Genomic DNA, 19253 nt, shown 5'->3' with positions numbered 1-19253 from the left:
AGCCATCATGCGGCGGCCTTCATAAAATTAAAGGCCAACAGACCGCGAAGACAACCATGAAATCGGCTAAGATGACAAAGATGGAGCTTGACAAAAAGGACCGCTATTAGACAACACGAGGTTACCTTTTAATATGGAAGCTATTGAATGGACTCGTTTAATTGAAATCAGCAAGGCTTTTGGCGTGATATGCAAATGGCCTGAATTTGACTTTTGATAATGAAAGTATAGGATTTAATCCAATTACGCAGGATGCTTATCATGATTGAATTGAACTTTAGCAACAAGCAAAAGCCAATGGCAGTGGTGAAACGAAATGATCCAGTCAAAGTCTTCCGGGCTGCACTGGCCCAACAGTTGAATGTCGTCGCACAGGAACTCAATGGTAAAACATTAACGATTGAACGACGTCGTTATCATCATGGTAAGCCCACTACAATCGCCGTGCCGGTGCGTAAGTGGTATTGGGCTGATGATGGCGAATATTATCTGATCCTGCGTTATTCATCCCAGAAGGTCAAAATTCGTGGATATGAGAGTATCCGGTGTGGTGCAACGTTGGGTCATGTGCAGGCAACTTTGAACCGCGTTGTTGAAGCATTAGACGATCAGGATGAAGATGTGCTGGTGGCATTAGATGACGCATTTGAACGCACCCGGTGGAAAAAGTTTACTAATATCCAAAGCTAAACATTGTGAGTATTTATGCGGGTTTTGGGGTGCTCTCCATTTTTACCCCGGATCACAATCTTGAATTACCTACAGGTGCTTGGAAATGTAAACATTATAGGAGGTGTTAATGAGCCGGGAAGGTAAAGCGAAAGTTTTGACGGATGCGGAGTTTGAGCGACTGATGAAGGTTACTGCCGCGGAAGCTCATGCGGCTCGAAATACCGCTATTTTGATGTGTTTGTTTGGTCTGGGCCTACGGGTTAATGAAGTCAGTTCTTTGCGGATTTGTGATGTCATGGATGCCGATGGTGAAATTCGTCAACAATTCCAGATCAAGATTGCCAACAGCAAGACCAAGCGAAACCGGGAAGTGTTTTTGAGCAACCTTCGTGTGCGTCGTGCAATTTTGAATTACATTGACTACCGCCGTATCTCCGAAGGCCCGGACCTGAATCCAAATGCGTTCTTGTTCCGATCTCAGAAAGGATCAGGGTTCAGTGGGAATACCATGCAGCAATTGGTGAAGAAGTTGTTCACCAAATCCGGTCTGCCAGATACAACCAGTAGCCATAGTGGTCGCCGGACCTTTGCGACCCGGCTAATCAACAGTGGTGTCGGTTTGAAGAACCTGTCCACCCTCATGGGGCACGCGACTGTAAACCAATCAGCAGAATATGCTGATAGTAATCCGATGATTTTGGAACGGATCGTGAAATCGGTGTTATAGTTTGTCAAAACGTTCATTGTTATATGAGAGAATTTCGGAATATGAAGGTGCAATACAAATTGCCAATTCGTGGCATGCTCCAAGTAAAAAATGTAGAAGCAATAAAATTTGAGAACTGGTCTTTCACTTTTGAAACTGGCAAAGATGGGAAATTTGTAGAAACCTTGATAATTGGAATTGATCACATTCCGAAAGAAAAATGGCCAACATTAATAGAAGTTGAGCAAGACCCTAATGCGGAAATACCGCGTTTCCCTTTTACTACCAATCCTGATGCGATCAGATTTCATTCGATTGAAGAGACTATTATCAATTTGGAAAGTTTTCTTAGCGTTTATGGCTTAGAGGAAATCTGTTTCAATGAAATGTCCGAAGAATGGATACCCTCAGACGATGATGAAAAAGTGGGGTTACAGTCCGGTTTTTCTATATCAGCAGGCTCTCTTGAGCCGATTAGTGACCCAGTAGACAACCACTTTCTGGCATGCTGTATTGTTGCATCGAACCAGCCATCACCAAATGTAGCTGCATTATCTCATTTTCGAATTGGGCTGGTCCACTTCCACAACGGAAAATACATTGAAAGCATCCGTAGCCTTTACATCTGTATTGAAACTCTTTTTGGAAATGGAAAGCATCAAAAACGACCAACAATCCAAGAGTTTCAAAAATCGGACACCTTGAACAAAATCACTCGAGAAATGTATTTCCAATCAACAGCATCTAATTTGATTGAGCGGCTTAAGCGGAAGTATCCGAAACTTAATACAGCAACAAGTGAAGTAGATTTTTATGAGTTCCTTTTTGATTTAAGGGGCGAAGTGCAACACGCAAATGGATTTGTTAGAGGTAAATGGCACCCCAGTAAACAGGAGGAATTTAAAGACGAGGCAGTCTTTCTATTTAACTTCACACATCATATATGTTGGGATATTGCCGAAGGGAATATTGCAACTGTCGAACACCGTTTGAGGCAATCACAGGCAGAAACACCTTCGTCCTCAAACATATAGACTAGACAAATCTAGATCATACGAAATCGCCTCCACATAGGGCACCAGTTCATGCGGTTCGATTTTACCGTATTGGTGTTTCATGGATTTGTTTTCCGGTGCCCACCCAATGATTTTAAACAGGAAGATATCCTTCACGTTTTCAGTATCAACGGCTTTCTTGAAGTTATGTCGGAATGAATGGAAGCTGTTGCGGGGTGCGGCGGCGTCTGAGCGATCTATGAAGCGTCGAAACTAACTGCTGAACGTATCACTGTAATTCTTTTTCTTTTCATCATAGGTCAATCCATCAAATATATAGTGCGGATTTACTATCTGTCACAGCGTCGAACTTCGCTACAGCTACTTGGATGAGAGATATCTTGATGTCGAAATTAACTTAACTTAAAATATGTTAATTAATAAAAATGGCATATATTTGGTTCACAAAAATGTGCCATATATTGTGCCATATTGTTGTGCCATTAGGAATATGAATTATACTCTGACTTATTTAAAAATGGCAGAAATCAAAAAGAAAAGGCCCATCCGTAGATGAGCCTGAAAAGTTTGGGAGGAAACGTCCAAGAAAGCAATTAACATCTAAACAGTTAATAATGTAATTGCTGAAAGCAGTATAAAGCATATACGAAAGTTAAAATCAACTGTATTTTAATTTATTTCTAATTTTTTACAGGGCTAAAGTTGTTTGTAGGCCTAACATTAGGGGGGGTGGCATAAGGATTGCTTGTTGTTTTGTATGAATGTCTCTAACGTCAGTAAGAAAATGAAAAAATATAGCCTTTTCTCTCTATCGGTTTTTGTCCTTATTGCTTGGTCTTCTGTTGTGCAGGCAGAAGTTAAGTTGAATAAAAACATGGACTTATGTAAAAATGCGACCCGTGATGTAGAGCGCAGGTATCAGATTACGCCCAATCTGTTACGTGCCATTTCATTGACAGAGTCCGGGCGTTGGCTGGCAGAGGACAAGGTAAATATTGCCTGGCCGTGGACGGTTGCCTCCGGTGGGGCCGGTGAATATTTCCCAACCAAGGGCCAAGCCATTGCGCATGTGCAGAAATTGCAAAGCGAGGGGGTTGAGAATATTGATGTAGGGTGTATGCAAATTAACCTGCGTTATCACCCGGATGCGTTTCAAAGTTTAAACGAGGCTTTTGACCCTTATCAGAATGCGCAATATGCCGCGAAATTTCTGACCCGCTTGTTTAAAGAGGAAAAATCATGGTCGGCGGCTGCCGGGCGTTATCATTCATCTGAACCGACAAAAAACATGTATTACCGTGAAAAGGTTCTTTCCTATTGGAATTATGCCAATCGTGAAGCCCATGATGACCGTGTCCAAGTGGCACAAGCCCAAACACAACCGGATGAGGTGAAACGGGTCATGCCCGTAGATCACACCCGCATTGCGATGTTGAACAATAGTTTTCGAACACGGATTGCCCAGCAACGTGAAGATTTAGGCAAGGCACAGGTGATCGCAAATCGATTGGCACAATATCGTCAACATATGGGCGGGACGGTGAATCAGGCAAAGAGCCGCGCCATTCGGGAACAGAAAGCCAAAAAAACACTGACGAATATGTCTGCGGGTCAACAAAAGCTCAATCGATTTGATTTTGCAAAACGCCGCGCCAGTCAGTTGGAAAAATGGCGCCGTACAACGGCAAACCCGGATTTATTGGCGCAAGCGAAACAAAACGAGACATCGACAACGCATACGTTGTTGGATTAGAGCAAATCCCGAGTAATCTGAAACAGATTACGACGACGTATTTGCGTAAAATCAATAAGTTAGAGCATGTCTTCTGAATTAGATTAAATGAGACATGCTCTAAGGGGCGTTGACGGCCACCTTGTATAAATGTTCGGCATTGCGAAAGGCGATTGCCTCACCTTTTTGCTCACTCAGCAAGGCGATATAATTCCGCAAGGACTGGATGGTTTTCTTGTAATTTTGCCAATTTTGATCTCGCCCGAAGGAGGCAAAAACAAGGCGGCCATCGGCTTGATCAACAAGGGACTGTAATGGGCCGTTCGCGCATTGCTTATTTAAAATTTTTAAATCTTCCCAACTCAGGCCAAGCCATAGATTGGGTGCTTTTTCTAACAGTTTGGATAAGCGTTTCGGATCAAATCGCGACAGGTGAGAAATCAGATAAGTGCGATCTGGATGTCGCACCATTTCATCGGCGAGGGAACCGAACATTGTTATATCCAGTGGTTCCGGCCAAATGACCGGCGATGCTTTGCTCCACGGGGAGGCTCCCTGTATCACCAGATCGGGGAACACTTTTTCCAGGGCACGGGGACGATTGGCGGGCTGGGTAACGGGGGCCGGGAAAAGAACAACTTTTTCGACCCGATAAAGGAGGGCGTTTTCGAGGTTTCTTTCCATATTTTGATCGCCCACGAATGCCCCGGCATCAAAAAACAATCCTTCAAACTGACTGATGGGTTTGCAGGATTGTGCCTGTCCGGCCTGTCCGGTACAGGCGAGTAAAAATGCCGTTAAAATAAACGGTTTTAAGGCGTTCATACGTTCAATCGTCCCTTAAGATTTATTCAAGTAAGGCTTGTGATGTCCACTTAATATCCGAATTGCATACCAAAGCAAAGCGGGAACCTCATAGAGGGCGGCAATCAAGAGGCCCGATCCGATTTTAGGGTCGGCGTGTGCGGTGACAAAACGCGCCTTGATACCCAATGCGCCAAAGACCATACGGGCGCGCAAAAGGTGCACACGGTCACTGACAACCGTAATGTTTTGCCAGCCTTTTTCTTTAATCATACGTTTGGCAAAAATTGCATTTTCAAATGTATTGCGCGATTGACCTTCTTGTACAATTCGTTTGTCGTCCAGTCCGTGTTCCAATGCAATTTTAGCCATGATTTCGGCTTCTTTCACAAAATGGTGGCTGTTGGTCTGACCGCCACACAGCAAAAGGTCATGATCGTTTTTTTGTAAGGCAAGTTCGCAGCCACTGCGGGTTCTGCGCAAAAGGGCTGCGCTGGGCCCTGCCTCTTTGGTGGACGCCGCGCCAAGGACGATAATGACGGAATTAACCATTTTTTGCAAACTCTTCTCTGATGCGGTCCGAATCACTGCCAATCTCGGGGATCGGCCCGTATTCCCGGTTTTGTCCAGCGACTTTAACGGGTGGGGCGGGCAGGTCAATCGGCCCGCTGGGACTATCAACACGAATGCGGCGTAATGCGGGGTGGGTGGAGAGCCCTTCTACATCATTCAGGCGACCAAAGGCAATCTGCGAGTATAATAGTTTTTCGCATATGTCATCGCTTGTGAATTTTGCAAAAGTGTCGGCGACAATTTCGTCCAGTTCTGTACGGTTTTCCACGCGTAAGACAGCACTGCAAAAGGGGCCGTGCGTTGCCCATTCCGGGTGCCCCAATATGTCATCGGCAAATCTGGCCCATTCCCGTTCATTTTGAATGGAAATTACAATTTGTTTGCTGTCTCTTGTTTCAAAGGCACCGTAAGGGGCAATGCTGGGATGGCGCAAACCCACCCGTTTAGGGGCATTCCCGGTATAATCCTGAAACAATAACGGCACGGTCATCCAGTCTGCCATCCCGTCAAAAAGGGAGACGGATACCCCGCTTCCCTTTCCTGTAATGCCGCGTTGAATGATGGCTTCCAATATACCTTGATAGGCATTCATACCTGCGGCAATATCGCAGACGGAAACACCAACGCGGCCCGGGGATTCCGGTCCCCCGGTCAGGCTGCATAAACCGGTTTCCGCCTGAACAAGCAGGTCATAGGCTTTCATCTTTGCCAATGTTGCCTCTTCGCCATATCCGGTAATATCGCAGGTGATTAAACGGGGATAACGTTGGCGTAAATCGTCGCTGCCAAACCCGGCGCGTTGGGCGGCACCGGGGGCGAGGTTCTGGATGAAGACATCGGCCTTTGCCAGAATGCGCTCCAATAGGTCCGCATCGCCCGTCTGTTTAATATCCAGAACCAGCGATTCCTTCCCTTTATTCAGCCAGACAAAGTTTGCACTTTCCCCATGCACCACATAATCATAATGGCGCGCAAAATCGCCTTGGGGTCGTTCGATCTTGATGACGCGTGCACCGGCGTCCGCAAGCCGTCCTGAACATAAGGGGGCTGCGACCGCCTGTTCAAGGGCAACGACCAATAATCCATCTAATGGTTTTGTCACGTTTAACCTATTTATTCTGTCTGTAATCAATCAGGCTGCCAACGTGGGTACCGCTCATAGCATGACACGCGCGCATGCGGGTGATGAACGGTTTTTTGTTGCGCGGTGTTATGCATTGGATCAACTGTTGGCTTTGAGGCCCTTTGTTGAAAATATCCAACTGGTGACGCAGTGTATCGGCTTTTTGATTTGCCAGTTGCAACTGGACCGGACCAAGGAAGCCTTCGACTTTTTTCTGTAGCTTTTGCTCGTCTTGATACCCTTGGCGATGTGCCAGTTCCAGCCATGCCCATGCTTCGATAAAATCGGCTTTCACACCTATTCCCTTACTGAGCAATTCGCCATATCGATATTGCCCAAAGGCACAATCGAGTTGCGCGGATTGCTGAACCAGTTGTGTTCCGCCGATGGGATTGGGTGAAACGCCTTTACCGGCGATCAGGATATTACCGAGCTTTGCGTTGGCGTAGGCGATACCTTGATCTGCGGCGCGACGATATAAGGAACCGGCGGAACGATAGGCCAGTCGTTTTTCTTCGAAATGGGCAATGGATAGAATTTTGGAATTCACAAGAGCGAGGCGTTGTTCATCTTCATTCAACTGCGCAACGGGTTTTAGGAACAAGCAGTTATAGTGCCATGACTTTTCCGGTGCCATCCAACGCATGCGTTCGGATATTTCTTTTAATCGTTCAGCCTTGGTTGATTGTCCTGCCACTGTTTCTGTCAAGGGCTCTGGCAAGGGAATATCTGTACAGGCGCTTAAAATCGTTAAACAGGCAACCGTTAAGGCAAGGCGGAATATCGTCACAGCATTTTCCTCAATTTCCGTACATATAATAATGTATTTTCCTAATTTTGCACCCAGTGATGCAATTGTATTTTACAGGGGAAGCCCTAATAAATCCTAAAAAACTTTTACGCAACGAGGTGACAGTCTATGAAGCTCCTGATATGGTTATGTTAAAGAGAAACCGAATTAGGAATAGAACGTGGCGCAGTACGTTATTCAAGTTAAAAGCGGCAACCGATGGAGCTTGCATTCCTATAAAGACAGTGAAGCTGCTGCCGTTAAACAGTCTCGTCAATTGCTTAAGCAAAAGGTCGTCGATGAGGCCAAGGTGATCAAAAAAGGTGACGGCGAAGAGAAGATCGTTTTTAATGAAAATATCAATTCGATCAAACGCAAAGCCGGCTTGGGGCAAATTGCGGATTGTCCGGTTTATGAAACCGTGGATGACCTGTTTTTGCCACAATCCATGTTGGCTCTTGGCCGTATGTTGTGCGATTATTGCGACCAGATGACGTTTACGCCGACCGAATTGATGCATAGCCACCGTTTGCTGGAAAAATTCTGTGATGATGCGCTTTTTGCAGGCGCGGTGGATCGTTTGGCCAGTCTTCAGGCGGTCAAGGGCCAAAAGAATGAACAGGAATGCCGCGAAAAGATATTTGATCTTTTTGATCAAGCCAAAGAAAAGGCGCGGGGCTCCGGTTTTGATAATCTGCAAAATGATGGATTGAACGAATATATCGCCAATGCAGGGGATTTAAATGACCCGGCCATACGCTACCGGGTCAATCTATCGCTGAGCAAGTCCACCATGATGTCTCCATCGTGGGAAGGGAAATTTGTCGTCCTCTTTGAATTGCTGGGTAAAGCTGATCTCGAAGCCTTACATGAAAATACAGCCCTTTTCTTGGATGATATCCTCAGTGAGTTTTTTGCTCTTCCCAATGCAATTGTGGAAATGCTGGGGCAGCAACCGGATCGCTATAACGCCATTGATGTGTTGACCAAACTGTGCATTGCACGTTACGAACCTCGCAAATGGGATACGCCCGGCTTGCAACGTGTCAGCGAATTAATGGCCAAACTGGCGATGCCGAAATGCCGCAGCCGTCTGGCCAATCGGATTGAACAAATGCTGCGTAGTCGCTCATCCCTAACCAAGGGCGATATACATGAAGAAAAGCACGCCTTTAAACAGTTATTGCCTTTGTTTATTGCGAAAAATGGTTCCATCCTCGGCGGGGAAGGGATGGCAGAAGCCCTCGCTATGTGTGGGACACGCAGCTTTAATCGGGATCGTAATCTGGAAAGCCCGAGTGAAGCCATTGAATATATTATGGAAAACCTTAAGGCGCCGATCCTGCAATTACGTTTTCTGTTGACGCTGTCTAAATCGCCTTTTGGTAAGGATTGTGCCGATATTGTTTGTAAATTCCTACCGGGATTTATGGAAGGACCGGAACATGTGCATGATATTGTCCATTATAAACTGCCGTTGAAACGTAAGTTGAAGATTTTGACCGGACTGCAAAAATCTGCGCTGGCGATCAAATTACCCAATAAAATGAACGAGACGTTTGTAAATTGGCTGGATGATCTGATCTTCGATTATTTGAACGAAGAACGTATTATTGACAAAATGGACAGCCCCGAAGACACCTTGTTTCAACGCGCCACAGCCCTCTTGCAGTTTTGCGCGTCCGGCCTGTTGATTGAAGGACGGACATTGAACTGGGTGCGCCAACGCGTACAGGAACATTTACGCCAGCCAAACTTTGTTGAAAAATTCACCGAAGATGTACAAACCGCGAAAAAGAAAGAGCTGGTGATTACCCAATTACACGCCATGTTAAAAAAAGCTGGCCTTCAGGAGTAAAACACTCTTGCCATATTGGATCGGCGGCGATAATGTGTGCGCGCTTTCCTCGCGAAGGCGCACATACTTTGTGCGGGCGTGGTGAAATCGGTAAACACAGCAGACTTAAAATCTGCCGACCTTTTGGTCTTGGCGGTTCAAGTCCGCCCGCCCGCACCAAGTAATTTCAAAGGCTTAGCCCCCAAAAGGCTAAGCCTTTTGCTTTTCCAAAAATCATTGGGCTAGTGTTTGGGCTAGTTATTTCTACTTTTATTTCCCAAATCTTAAACTTGATAAAAAAAAGATTATTGGCATAAGCTGAATATGTAGAGTCACTTTCAGACAGGAAAACGCCTTGGGATTCGATTATCAAACACTTGACGAATTATACCGGCCATTACTCGAATACATTCAACAAGACCAAACCAGATCCTATACGGTTTCTGAAGGGCAAATAAAATATTTTGATAAAACATCAAAAACCTACGTAAACGTCAAAAATCATGCCTTTTCAAAAAGTTGGGCTGTAGATTTTATTCACAAATTGCAAGAGTTATATCACTTCCCTCGACCTGTTGAAGATAGTGCATTTTATCTACCCTGCTATGGATTGCTATACCCTAGTGTCTATCTATACGATAATTCCAAACCAGATTTATTTCTAACAAGTCCTATTTGCAACAACACTTCCCTCGCTCTGCAATTATTTGAAAATAGTAGTGGTTACGGCCTCTCTTCAGGAATTGATAACTCGGGAATAGAAGCATTAGTTTGTAGATTACGCCAATTAAAAAGCTTTTCTTTTTATGGTGAACAAGCTTATCCAGATGTAATCAAAGAAGCTGCATATGAAGCCGCTATAATCGCATACAAAATTTTTTTGAAGTCTGCCGGTTGGGCTATTCCATTTTTAGCTGAGTATGATGAAGATCGTCAGTTTCAAAGCCTAAGCATTGATGAAAAAAGACATCTTATAATTTCTGCCCTCAAACCATTTATCGATTGCAATATGGGAAAAGAGGCTATTCCTGTTCAATCATCATTGCGGGAACTAATTGATGCTCTTAACAAAGCAAGAAATGGAGAGCTCTCTAATATCTTAAGACCAACGCAAAAATTTAGAAAAAAGCAGGAAGATATTCTCGACCATTACTTCTCAAAAATTATGCAATCTATGTTCATTCTACATTTAACAGGGATTGAAGAAAGTGCCATACGAAAAACCGTACTAGCTGCATTGGATATCTCATCAAAGAATTTTAACGATTTTCAGAAAAGGGTTTTGGAAAATATTTCAACCGATATTTCGTTTTTTGATAAACGTCATGGAGGTACCAAAGGTTCAAAAAAACATTTGGATAACTTGAGACTCCCTAAAGAAAAAATATCTACGGGAACACTTCACCTATGGATTGATGCTGTAACTGACTATTTTTCAGCAACCGAAACAGACAATAATGAAATTAATAAAGGATCAGAAAACTATTCAATACCAATAAATTATAAAGATCTTTTAGAACTTGAAATTTCTGAGGTTCGATTAAAATCCGAAAATCTGTTCAACTGGTGCATACATTGGGTCAGTTTGAAAAATTCGACGGAGATCTGCCAAAATTCGAAAGATACAAATAACAAAATTAGAAAAAAGCTACAAGATGGCACATGGACTGAAAAAACTAGTCCGAGAAACACCCCCATCTAAACGGATTTCTTCTGCCCAATACAGACCATAACCTTACCTCATCGCAACATTAAGAAACCGAGGTGAAGCAATATGGATAAAATGATACTTCGATTAAACGACGTGCTTAGTCTAACAGGATACAAGTCTCGTACGACAATTTGGCGAAAATTACGCGAAGGCAAATTTCCGGCACCTCTAGATCTTGGCGGACATCAAATTGGTTGGTTATATGAAGACGTTACCAATTGGATAAACAATCGCCCCAAAAGGACATATACTGATTTTGCGGGGCAAGCTAATGACAAAAAATAAAAGCTTGCTAGAACTCCCATTAAAAAGCCCTTCAGAGCCTTACAGCACATTGCATGAATACATACAGGGTGAAGGGGGAGAATTTGCTCTAAATGCTTTTGCGGAAGACGAGGAGCTTATTCTGATTGAATGTGCAATTAACTATATGAGCATGGAACCAAACTCGCCAATTTATGTTCATTCCATTTTCACAAAAGTAAACTTACCTCTTCGTCCACTGCCCCCATCATCACGAAACTGGCGAAAAAGTGATGGGAAACTTGAAGTCGTTTTCAGTTCAGGGCTTGAACCTAAACAAGGAAGCTTTTATTCAAAGCTTGCAGGATTGCCATATGGGGCCAAAGCCAGATTGATAATCTATTTTATCTGCAATGAAGTCTACAGGACAAAGTCTTGTGAAATTGACCTTACCAAAAGCCTAAGCAAATTTATGAAGTGCATAGGCAGTAAAGTAACTGGTGGCGATACTGGAACAATCAAGTATTTTAAAGACCAACTACGCCGTATTGCGAGAATGCGAGTTGAAGCAATTTTTCACGATAGCAATCATGCTGAAATCTCGGAACTAGGATTACATGGCACTCAGCTATGGCAGTTTGCAGATTACAACCGAAGAGAAAACCCATGGCCTCAGCACCTGCTAGTTAATCAACAATTCGTCGATAGTGTTCTCAAACATGGCCTGCCACTTGATAGAAACGCTGTGATGCTTCTTAAAAACAATGCATTTGCTATGGATTGGTACTGCTTCCTCAAACAACGGGGGAATGGCCTTAAAGAACCTTATATGTTGATGTGGAAAGTCCTCGAACGTCAACTTAGTGCAGACTACAAACGCCTTGCAGACTTTAGAAAAAGTTCAGTCAAAGCACTCAAACTTGTCGGAACTGTTTTCCCAGAAGCCAAGTTAATCGCAGATGAAAAAGGCATCACCCTTTTGCCTTACGATCCTGAACCTGCATACATAAAGAACAGAAAAAGGGTCGAGAAGCTAGATATTTCAGAGCAACTATCTGATGATTTCTTAAGGCGGTTAAGGTCCAGCTCCGAGTGACCTTGCTCTGGTGATCCATCCACCCAAACTTAAATGCCCTTCATAAAAATGGCGCGGCGGCTCGACACCTAGTTGAGCCGCAAATTCTTCTGCTTTCTCAATTTGCGCCTTTGATGCTTGTCTACCGTGTGGATGTTTAGGAAGATCAATAATCCCTTCTAAGCACTGAATTGCAGTCATCCAAACATCCAATCTATACTTGTCATTAAGTATTCGTTCTGGAGGTAACCCCACTTCCAACTCTTTTGCTAGTTTCTTAGCTTGGTACTTTTGTTTACCTGTACTGGCAGTAAAATCAACTCCATCACGAAGACATAAAGCATATTCTTTTATGTCCGCCTCTCTATCTTTTGGTACCCAAACGCGAACTTGGACAAGCCCCTTTTCTTCTTGTTTTAAACGCCATTCAGCTTGTCGGTCTCGGTTGTCTTCTCTTTCAAATGACATCCTATTTATCCCTAGGTTAAAACGCCGTAGGCCTAAGCCGTAAGATTGGAAAACGTAGTGCGTCACAATCTTACTATAAGTGCGCCTTGCAAAGAACTGATTTTCCTTATGTCAAATCAGAGCAAGAACATCAAAAACTTTCAACAGCCTCCCGCTATACCTGCTCCCAAAATTATATAGGTATATTTAGGTTTAAATATAGGTATGGTGGTATTAATATGCGTGAATCAAACATAAGATATGACCGCATATGCGTATGTGCGTGACCAAATATGCTTACATTTTTTGCTCTTTGAATAGATATGCGTACTTACCTGTGCATAAAAAACGAAAGTAATTTCTATATGATAGTTGATCCGAAAATTAAGAGTCTACCGTTGCATGATTTAGGAGCTAAGGATTTCGAAAAATTGTGCAATGAACTCTTAAGAGTTCATACAAATATCGATTTCTTTGAATATGGATCACTGCCAGAACCACAGTATGGAATAGACCTTATTGGTCGAAGAGACCCTTCAAGCAAATACACTGTGGCACAATGCAAAAAGTGGGCAGCAGCAAAAATTAGTGACATAAAAAAATGGGTTACTCATGATTTTCTCGAAAAAGAACTAGCAAAAGACACAAGTAAATACATTTTATGTACAACTGTAGACATTCCAAAAAAACAAAGCTTATTGAACACTTGGTATGAACAGGAGAAAAAACTTCACAAAGCTGGAATAGAAGCGGAATTATGGCATTTCGAAAGAATCAATTCGCTGCTAAGGAAGACGCCAGACATAGTTGGAGTTTTCTTTGGTGATGATGTTGCAAATCGGTTTTGCCCTTCATATGCTTCAAGTGAGTATCTAACCTCTGAATTTAAAAGCAAAACAAAACATCAATCAATCAATGGCTTTACTCTAGAAAATACGACATGCCATTTGAACGTAATTGCAGATTTCAAAAACCAATTTGGTATTTCAGGGTGCCTAACATTCAACAATCAAAGACTAAGCGGAATAGCGACTTCAATTGAAAGAGGTCGTTTGGTTTCTATTCTCCAAGAAAGTCATCATTCCAGATCAATAAAAGACACGAGCTTTATCTCTTCTTCAATTGCCTCTGAGAACTTCATTTTGACACTACCCAATACTATTCTAACATTGTCTGAGAAAGAGGTAGATGATTTAGACTGGATCCTAAAGGAAGCTTGGAAAGAATACTATCAAATCGCCAAGGAAATCGACAAATCTTGGCAGGCCCTCTCTTTTCCTAAAATCACACAACCCGATTTTTCCTATTCAATCTGTAAAATTGAAAAATGGTTTTGGCAAGCTGTACTGAAATACATTAATGATCATGATTTTCAGAAAGGTGAGGAGCCAGATTATATTTTTGATGCCGCTCCAGGATGTCTTAAGGTTTTTTCAAATGCAAAAAACAATGATCTTGACGAAGGGTATCATTTAATTATGTACCCTCAGGTTAATTCTGATATTCACTCAACATGTATCATTCTGCAATGGCAACCTCTCACTAATATTGTAGGCCAACCAATAGAATGTTCGAAAAGAAAGGCTTGGAACGCTGAGAAAACTCATTTTTGGCTATTTCAACACTTATTTCCCAAGGTATTAAAGCATGTTGAAAAACAAGAAAATACGCGAAAGCCTCTAGTTGATCGCTTAAAAACATTTCTCAACTTGAAAACAGATATCAGTTTTCCATCAGACATAGGGTGGAGTTGTAAACTTCATAAGTCACCAAAAATGGGGTACTACATTTCCACATCAAAAGATTTGTTCAACATCGTAGCAACCCTTCAAAATCATTTCTCAACATATACGAGGAAGGCTCCGATCACTCCCAAGCTCATCTACAACACTGTAAACAGCTGTAAAACTTTGACTGAACACCTACCTCAACACTATGAAAACTCCTATATTACAAGCGCAATTGGGTTGGACAAAGGTCCGTTGAGCTCCTCTCTTACAAAGTACCTTTCAGAGTTTTCTTATCAAAAAGAATATTCAGTAAGTTATCTTGACTATTGCCTGAGAGGACTGCTCGAGCACCTTAAATGTGTAAAAACCAATCAAATTGAACTAGAAAAAATAGCAACAGATTTGAATGAACTTTGGAACCGATACATCGAAGATTTGTTATGCGATGCATACAACTGACCCATCCTTGAGAAGCTTTGCCAGCACGAATGTACCAAATTAGCACTAGCAACCCCAAGATGTCTTGCTGTATAAGATCACAACAAGAATTTAGAGGTTAATATCTAACCATGCCCTCAATTTCAAACTGCCAACATTGCTCCAATCCAGAGCCTATACCATTATCAAAACAAAACTGTCCAAGCTGCGGAAGAGAAGTAGCTCACTCAAATGTGAGAGCAGCCAACGACAAAGCTGAATTAGATGCATTAGAAAATAGGGTAAATACTGCTGAAGAATACGCGAAAGCTCAAAACTGCACAAACCAGCTGAACGCTTTTGAAGCGGATGTTAAGACTTCTGGCGCAGTTATTTGTCGTCCTCTAGGAGAAATAAAGGCCCTAACAGCTTCAAACAATGTCTTATACACAACTTTCTACAATCAAGTAGATGGCCAACAAAGAATACCCGAAGATAACGAGTTTGACGCTATTAGGGAATCTGCCGATTCGTTAGTTTTCCCTCATTATCATAAGAATATTCTATTTGCAGCTCTATCTTTAGATGGAGTTGGAGTAACAAACTATGGTGGTCACAGTTTACTTCTCAAAGAAGAAATGATTAGTCATAGAGCTAGTGTTTTTGATAGCAACACACTGTTATTTATTAAGAAAAATAAAATCAGCATAGGAGATCCAATACCTTTAGGATTTAGGGCTCCATGGCAGAAAAGAGAAAAATTAGCAAAAGCGAAACTTTACCCAAAAATTACAAAACAGACAAAGCCATCTGAGCATGCTAACATTTTAATTGATCAAATCACTAAAGTTGCGGACCCTGACTTTATTGAGGTGCATATTTTTGGAGTCTTTAATCGTGGGGCAATTGATAAAATTACTTTTTCTTCATCGAACGCTAACCGAGCAGACAAAGTAATAATTGAATCAATTAAAAAGAAATTGGATGCTGCAAACATCCAATATGAGGACAAATAATGTATGCTTTAATTTCTGGTCAAGCTGCCAAAGCTGCATTTGCGTATGGCGATAACTATAAAGTTATTTCAGCAGATACATCTGACCATTGCTATGAAACTTCTCTAGCAAACGCAAATTATGTTTTCTCAGGTGCCTCCGACATTAATCAAATTGAGGTTAGTTCCGAAGAAGAGGGATTGTGCTATTTAAAGAATGCTGTAGAAGCTGATAGAGCTCTCATACTCATACTAATGCTGTTAGACCCCGAAGAAGATACCGAAATCAAAAAAGAAACAGCAGAAATACTGAACGATTTTCTTGAAGATGAACATACTAGAACGTTCGTTTCCAATCAGCTATTTAGCGCACCATCATCCGATTTAACGGATATTAACGCTGCAAAAAAACTTTCAACTGAGCACAAGAAATTACTGACTTGGCTTATTGAGCTAGATAATTGCCAAGAAGCAATCAAAAAAATCAGAACTACTTGGGACTTTCTTAGCTCTAGCCTGTTCAAAAATAGTGAAGACAAAGATTTAGCGGAGAGCATTCTAATTGATAGAGGTGCATTCTATCAAATCTCTACTGCCCTTAACAAAAATGACTCAAGACTATTTAATTCTGCAAAATTTTGGATATTTGCAACACCAGAACTTCAGAAAATTAATAATTACAGAAAAATTTTAAGCGAATGGTTAACTCCACTTTCAGAAGAGTTATCAAACCCCATTCCTAAACCAGTTATTCGCCCTGAATCAGAAAAGCGTAAAAAGAAAACCAAGCTATCAAAGCCTAAAAATATTTCTAATCATAAAATGTTTGAAAGAGTTAATTCTCAGATTGAAGAGATAAAAAGATTACTTCGTATGAAAGATACGAACAAAGCCCGCCGATATGCAAATGAGCTTTCAAAAGCACAGATTCAGAATGATAATAAAGACCTAGCTCCGATTTCATTATGTAACATCGCAAGTTACTCTTTAGATGTATTTCAACCTTCATTCTCACTGGAAATGTTAAAGAAAGCCATTCAAATTAATAACCAAGATGGTTGGTGTTGGGGGCAATTAGCTGACGCTTATATACATTTAGAGCGTTATGATGACGCTGAGAACGCATTAGAAGAAGCTGTAAAATGGGGAGCGGCACATTTTGGTTTAAATGGTCTCGCAAGAATATACAGGCATAAGGGGCTTCTTAGTGACGCTAAAGAAACTTTCGAAAAGGCTATACTGGAATTCGCAGATAACCAGGATGTATGGAATTCTTTCTGTGGTTTAGGTGAGGTACTTCATGAACTTGGAGAACATAATAAAGCAATCTCATTGCTGAATGACACTATTGAAAAGTATCCATCTCAATCTAAAGCACACACTTCCTTAGGCCACATCTTAAAAGATTTGGGTCAATTTGAAGAAGCTATACAGATTTTTAAGAACGCCATTCAAAATATTGAACCAACTGCAATTGCGTACGTTGGCTTAATTCATTCATATAAAGAAATAGGCGATCTTGATAAAGCACTAGAAACTGCAAAAGAATTTAAAAGCTCATTCTCAATTGAGTCCTCTGCCTGGAGAGAATACGGAGACTGTCTCCTACTGAAGAAAAAATACTCTCACGCACTAAAAACCTACTCTCAAATGATTGAAGAGCACCCTTATGACTATACAGGTATAAGGGGAAAAGCAGACACTTACTGGTCAATGGGTAAACTTGATTTAGCTGAAAAAGCCTTTGATGAAGGCATCAAGTCGTTTGACAACACAGTTAGCCTCCAGTTGAAACGAGCGAACCTATATAAAGAAACAGGAAAACTAGAACTTTCACTAAAAAGCTTTAGCGAAATCGTAAATTCCTACCCAACTGTAGTTTCTGCAAAATTTGGACAAGCTGAAGCGTTTAAAAAACTGGGCTATTTTGACAAAGCAATAGAAATATATAAAACAATTGATGATGAAAGAGCCTCTCATTACAAAAACACTTCAATAGCAGCGATATACGTTGCACAAGGCAACTATGCAGATGCTCTGAAAACTATTCAGCCCGGCGAGCCTAAAACAAAATCAGATTGGGTCGCTGAACATATTCGAGGAATGGCTTTACTAAAATCAAAAAAAATCAAAGACGCTGTAGAGCTATTTGAATCTGCAATTAGCAAAATCCCCTTTAAAGATCAAAAAGCTTATTTTCAATCTGCTCTAATTGTAGCAAAACTGAGAAATCGTGATTTAGATGACATCATTAACTATCTTCCAAAAGAGCAAAATGATGTGACTAATATTATAAAGTTACATGTGTATGGATATTTGAACGAGAATAGTCTTGCTCAAGAAGTATATAATTCCCTCCAAGCACATTGTGTTGAATACATGATGCCTTTGAGAGATGAATTAGGTGCTCAATTAAAACTTAATGACAATAGAACTAAGCACGATAGAGAATGGCTTTTTGAGCAAGAATGCAATGTAATTGCTTTAGGCATTACCAGTATTGCAGCATAGCTTAACTAAATTAAACTCTGAATATGTTGCCCCCATTTTTCCATAGCGTAGCTCTTCTCACTATCATATTCATACAGATCATATACTGCTGTAACATCATTATCGATATGATTTAGAATTCGCTTGCGATGTTCACGAGGAATACCAATACGCCCTCCTTCTGTCGTAAATGTACGCCTCAAATCATGAGGCGTTGCAGGGTTTTCAGAAAGATCAAAACTCTTTAAATTTTGGCGAAAACCTCGAGATAGTCCATCTCTTGTTACAGGTTCACCAAATTTACGAATGCTAGAAAATACAAAATCACTGTCTTTCGCACCATCTGGTCTTGCTGCAATTGCCTGCTTGATAACTTCCTGCATTAACTCATTGATTGGCACCCGATGCTGACGACCATTTTTGGTTTTACTTCCGGGTATAGTCCACCATTCCATTTTTTCATCCAACTCCGCAAGCTCCATTGAGCAAATTTCAGATGGTCGCTGACCTGTCAAAAGAATACCTTTAAGAGCTAATTTGATTGTCGGCCCCATCTTATTCTCAGGGTGTACAAATCCCCTCCAGAACATTTTTATTTCTTCTTGGGATAGCGAACGTTCTTTTCTGTTTAGAGGAGCTGGTTTTTTCACCCTATAACAAGGGGAAGCATCCAAGATATCTCTCTCTACAGCAAAATTGAACATACGGCTGAGCAAAGATTGAGTATGATTTGCCTGTGATGGTGCGCCACGGCTTACGATGTCATCAAGAAGCTTATACCAAAATGTAGCTGTCTTGACTCTTGGGGGATTCCCAAAAGCTTTAAAATATGATTCAACATAGGAAACGAACAGGAGTTTTCTATGAGTGCCCCAATTCCCTTACGACCTGAC

At 41.6% G+C, this 19253-nt stretch carries 17 protein-coding genes and 1 tRNA gene; 12 read left to right on the top strand and 6 right to left on the bottom strand.

Annotated features, from left to right (window positions below; translation table 11 throughout):
- The first annotated feature begins 261 nt into the window (after nt 1–261).
- The 4 genes from IEW74_RS15905 to IEW74_RS15890 all read left to right on the top strand — a co-directional run bounded on the left by IEW74_RS15905 (nt 262) and on the right by IEW74_RS15890 (nt 4147).
- The gene (locus IEW74_RS15905; RefSeq protein ID WP_188666953.1) at nt 262–690 is read left to right on the top strand and encodes a hypothetical protein; all 429 of its coding nucleotides are present in this window, start codon (nt 262–264) and stop codon (nt 688–690) included.
- A gap of 109 nt (nt 691–799) precedes the next feature.
- Nucleotides 800–1399, top strand: a complete 600-nt coding sequence (locus tag IEW74_RS15900) for a tyrosine-type recombinase/integrase (RefSeq protein WP_188666951.1) — start codon at nt 800–802, stop codon at nt 1397–1399.
- Between the two features lie 41 nt (nt 1400–1440).
- Nucleotides 1441–2412 carry a hypothetical protein gene (locus tag IEW74_RS15895; protein ID WP_188666949.1) on the top strand — a complete coding sequence of 324 codons (972 nt, stop codon included), beginning with the start codon at nt 1441–1443 and terminating at the stop codon, nt 2410–2412.
- An 856-nt stretch (nt 2413–3268) separates the two neighbouring features.
- Nucleotides 3269–4147: a transglycosylase SLT domain-containing protein gene (locus IEW74_RS15890; RefSeq protein WP_188666947.1), complete on the top strand. Its 879-nt coding sequence runs from the start codon at nt 3269–3271 to the stop codon at nt 4145–4147.
- Nucleotides 4148–4246: 99 nt separating this feature from the next.
- Here IEW74_RS15890 and IEW74_RS15885 read toward each other — a convergent pair whose 3' ends face one another.
- From IEW74_RS15885 to IEW74_RS15870, 4 genes are read right to left on the bottom strand one after another with little or no spacing between them, the layout of a single operon-like run.
- Entirely contained in the window at nt 4247–4951 is a 705-nt protein-coding gene (locus tag IEW74_RS15885; RefSeq protein ID WP_188666945.1) for an amidohydrolase family protein, read from the bottom strand.
- 15 nt (nt 4952–4966) lie between these two features.
- Nucleotides 4967–5482 carry a YdcF family protein gene (locus IEW74_RS15880; RefSeq protein WP_188666944.1) on the bottom strand — a complete coding sequence of 172 codons (516 nt, stop codon included), beginning with the start codon at nt 5480–5482 and terminating at the stop codon, nt 4967–4969.
- Nucleotides 5475–6605, bottom strand: a complete 1131-nt coding sequence (locus IEW74_RS15875) for a CaiB/BaiF CoA transferase family protein (protein ID WP_188666943.1) — start codon at nt 6603–6605, stop codon at nt 5475–5477. The genes IEW74_RS15880 and IEW74_RS15875 overlap by 8 nt, the downstream gene beginning before the upstream one ends.
- Nucleotides 6606–6612: 7 nt before the next feature.
- Nucleotides 6613–7416 carry a tetratricopeptide repeat protein gene (locus IEW74_RS15870; RefSeq protein WP_188666942.1) on the bottom strand — a complete coding sequence of 268 codons (804 nt, stop codon included), beginning with the start codon at nt 7414–7416 and terminating at the stop codon, nt 6613–6615.
- Between the two features lie 181 nt (nt 7417–7597).
- Between IEW74_RS15870 and IEW74_RS15865 the strand changes: the two genes are divergently transcribed.
- The 5 genes from IEW74_RS15865 (at nt 7598) to IEW74_RS15845 (ending at nt 12303) form a co-directional block, all read left to right on the top strand.
- On the top strand, nt 7598–9274 hold the full coding sequence (locus tag IEW74_RS15865; RefSeq protein WP_188666941.1) for a hypothetical protein: 1677 nt from the start codon (nt 7598–7600) through the stop codon (nt 9272–9274).
- A 72-nt stretch (nt 9275–9346) separates the two neighbouring features.
- A tRNA-Leu gene (locus IEW74_RS15860) sits at nt 9347–9433 on the top strand.
- A 175-nt stretch (nt 9434–9608) separates the two neighbouring features.
- Nucleotides 9609–10955, top strand: a complete 1347-nt coding sequence (locus IEW74_RS15855; protein ID WP_188666940.1) for a hypothetical protein — start codon at nt 9609–9611, stop codon at nt 10953–10955.
- 72 nt (nt 10956–11027) lie between these two features.
- Nucleotides 11028–11249, top strand: coding sequence for a helix-turn-helix transcriptional regulator (locus tag IEW74_RS17555; protein ID WP_188666938.1), 222 nt, complete (start codon nt 11028–11030; stop codon nt 11247–11249).
- Nucleotides 11236–12303 carry a replication protein RepA gene (locus IEW74_RS15845; RefSeq protein ID WP_188666936.1) on the top strand — a complete coding sequence of 356 codons (1068 nt, stop codon included), beginning with the start codon at nt 11236–11238 and terminating at the stop codon, nt 12301–12303. The genes IEW74_RS17555 and IEW74_RS15845 overlap by 14 nt, the downstream gene beginning before the upstream one ends.
- Here IEW74_RS15845 and IEW74_RS15840 read toward each other — a convergent pair.
- Nucleotides 12283–12750, bottom strand: coding sequence for a hypothetical protein (locus tag IEW74_RS15840; protein ID WP_188666934.1), 468 nt, complete (start codon nt 12748–12750; stop codon nt 12283–12285). The genes IEW74_RS15845 and IEW74_RS15840 overlap by 21 nt on opposite strands.
- A gap of 344 nt (nt 12751–13094) precedes the next feature.
- Between IEW74_RS15840 and IEW74_RS15835 the strand changes: the two genes are divergently transcribed.
- From IEW74_RS15835 to IEW74_RS15825, 3 genes are all read left to right on the top strand, one after another.
- Entirely contained in the window at nt 13095–14918 is a 1824-nt protein-coding gene (locus IEW74_RS15835) for a hypothetical protein (RefSeq protein ID WP_188666932.1), read from the top strand.
- Between the two features lie 110 nt (nt 14919–15028).
- Nucleotides 15029–15892: a hypothetical protein gene (locus tag IEW74_RS15830; RefSeq protein ID WP_188666930.1), complete on the top strand. Its 864-nt coding sequence runs from the start codon at nt 15029–15031 to the stop codon at nt 15890–15892.
- On the top strand, nt 15892–18381 hold the full coding sequence (locus IEW74_RS15825; protein ID WP_188666929.1) for a tetratricopeptide repeat protein: 2490 nt from the start codon (nt 15892–15894) through the stop codon (nt 18379–18381). Before IEW74_RS15830 ends, IEW74_RS15825 begins: the two co-directional genes overlap by 1 nt.
- 5 nt (nt 18382–18386) lie before the next feature.
- On the opposite strand, the gene IEW74_RS15820 is transcribed toward IEW74_RS15825, so the two are convergent.
- A complete protein-coding gene (locus IEW74_RS15820; protein WP_188666928.1) occupies nt 18387–19034 on the bottom strand; it encodes a site-specific integrase in 648 nt (215 codons plus the stop codon).
- Nucleotides 19035–19253: the final 219 nt, after the last annotated feature.

Source organism: Terasakiella brassicae, assembly GCF_014641495.1.
Classification (GTDB): domain Bacteria; phylum Pseudomonadota; class Alphaproteobacteria; order Rhodospirillales; family Terasakiellaceae; genus Terasakiella; species Terasakiella brassicae.
Note: the sequence above shows the minus strand (reverse complement) of the source record. Positions and strands in the feature narration are given on the sequence as shown.

Bases quoted from the DNA above. Each gene is read 5' to 3' on its own strand.
- IEW74_RS15885 (WP_188666945.1), bottom strand. From the start codon at position 4,951: ATGAACGCCTTAAAACCGTTTATTTTAACGGCATTTTTACTCGCCTGT.
- IEW74_RS15900 (WP_188666951.1), top strand. From the start codon at position 800: ATGAGCCGGGAAGGTAAAGCGAAAGTTTTGACGGATGCGGAGTTTGAG.
- IEW74_RS15845 (WP_188666936.1), top strand. From the start codon at position 11,236: ATGACAAAAAATAAAAGCTTGCTAGAACTCCCATTAAAAAGCCCTTCA.
- IEW74_RS15825 (WP_188666929.1), top strand. From the start codon at position 15,892: ATGTATGCTTTAATTTCTGGTCAAGCTGCCAAAGCTGCATTTGCGTAT.
- IEW74_RS15840 (WP_188666934.1), bottom strand. From the start codon at position 12,750: ATGTCATTTGAAAGAGAAGACAACCGAGACCGACAAGCTGAATGGCGT.
- IEW74_RS15830 (WP_188666930.1), top strand. From the start codon at position 15,029: ATGCCCTCAATTTCAAACTGCCAACATTGCTCCAATCCAGAGCCTATA.
- IEW74_RS15880 (WP_188666944.1), bottom strand. From the start codon at position 5,482: ATGGTTAATTCCGTCATTATCGTCCTTGGCGCGGCGTCCACCAAAGAG.
- IEW74_RS15905 (WP_188666953.1), top strand. From the start codon at position 262: ATGATTGAATTGAACTTTAGCAACAAGCAAAAGCCAATGGCAGTGGTG.
- IEW74_RS17555 (WP_188666938.1), top strand. From the start codon at position 11,028: ATGGATAAAATGATACTTCGATTAAACGACGTGCTTAGTCTAACAGGA.
- IEW74_RS15895 (WP_188666949.1), top strand. From the start codon at position 1,441: ATGAAGGTGCAATACAAATTGCCAATTCGTGGCATGCTCCAAGTAAAA.
- IEW74_RS15890 (WP_188666947.1), top strand. From the start codon at position 3,269: ATGGACTTATGTAAAAATGCGACCCGTGATGTAGAGCGCAGGTATCAG.
- IEW74_RS15835 (WP_188666932.1), top strand. From the start codon at position 13,095: ATGATAGTTGATCCGAAAATTAAGAGTCTACCGTTGCATGATTTAGGA.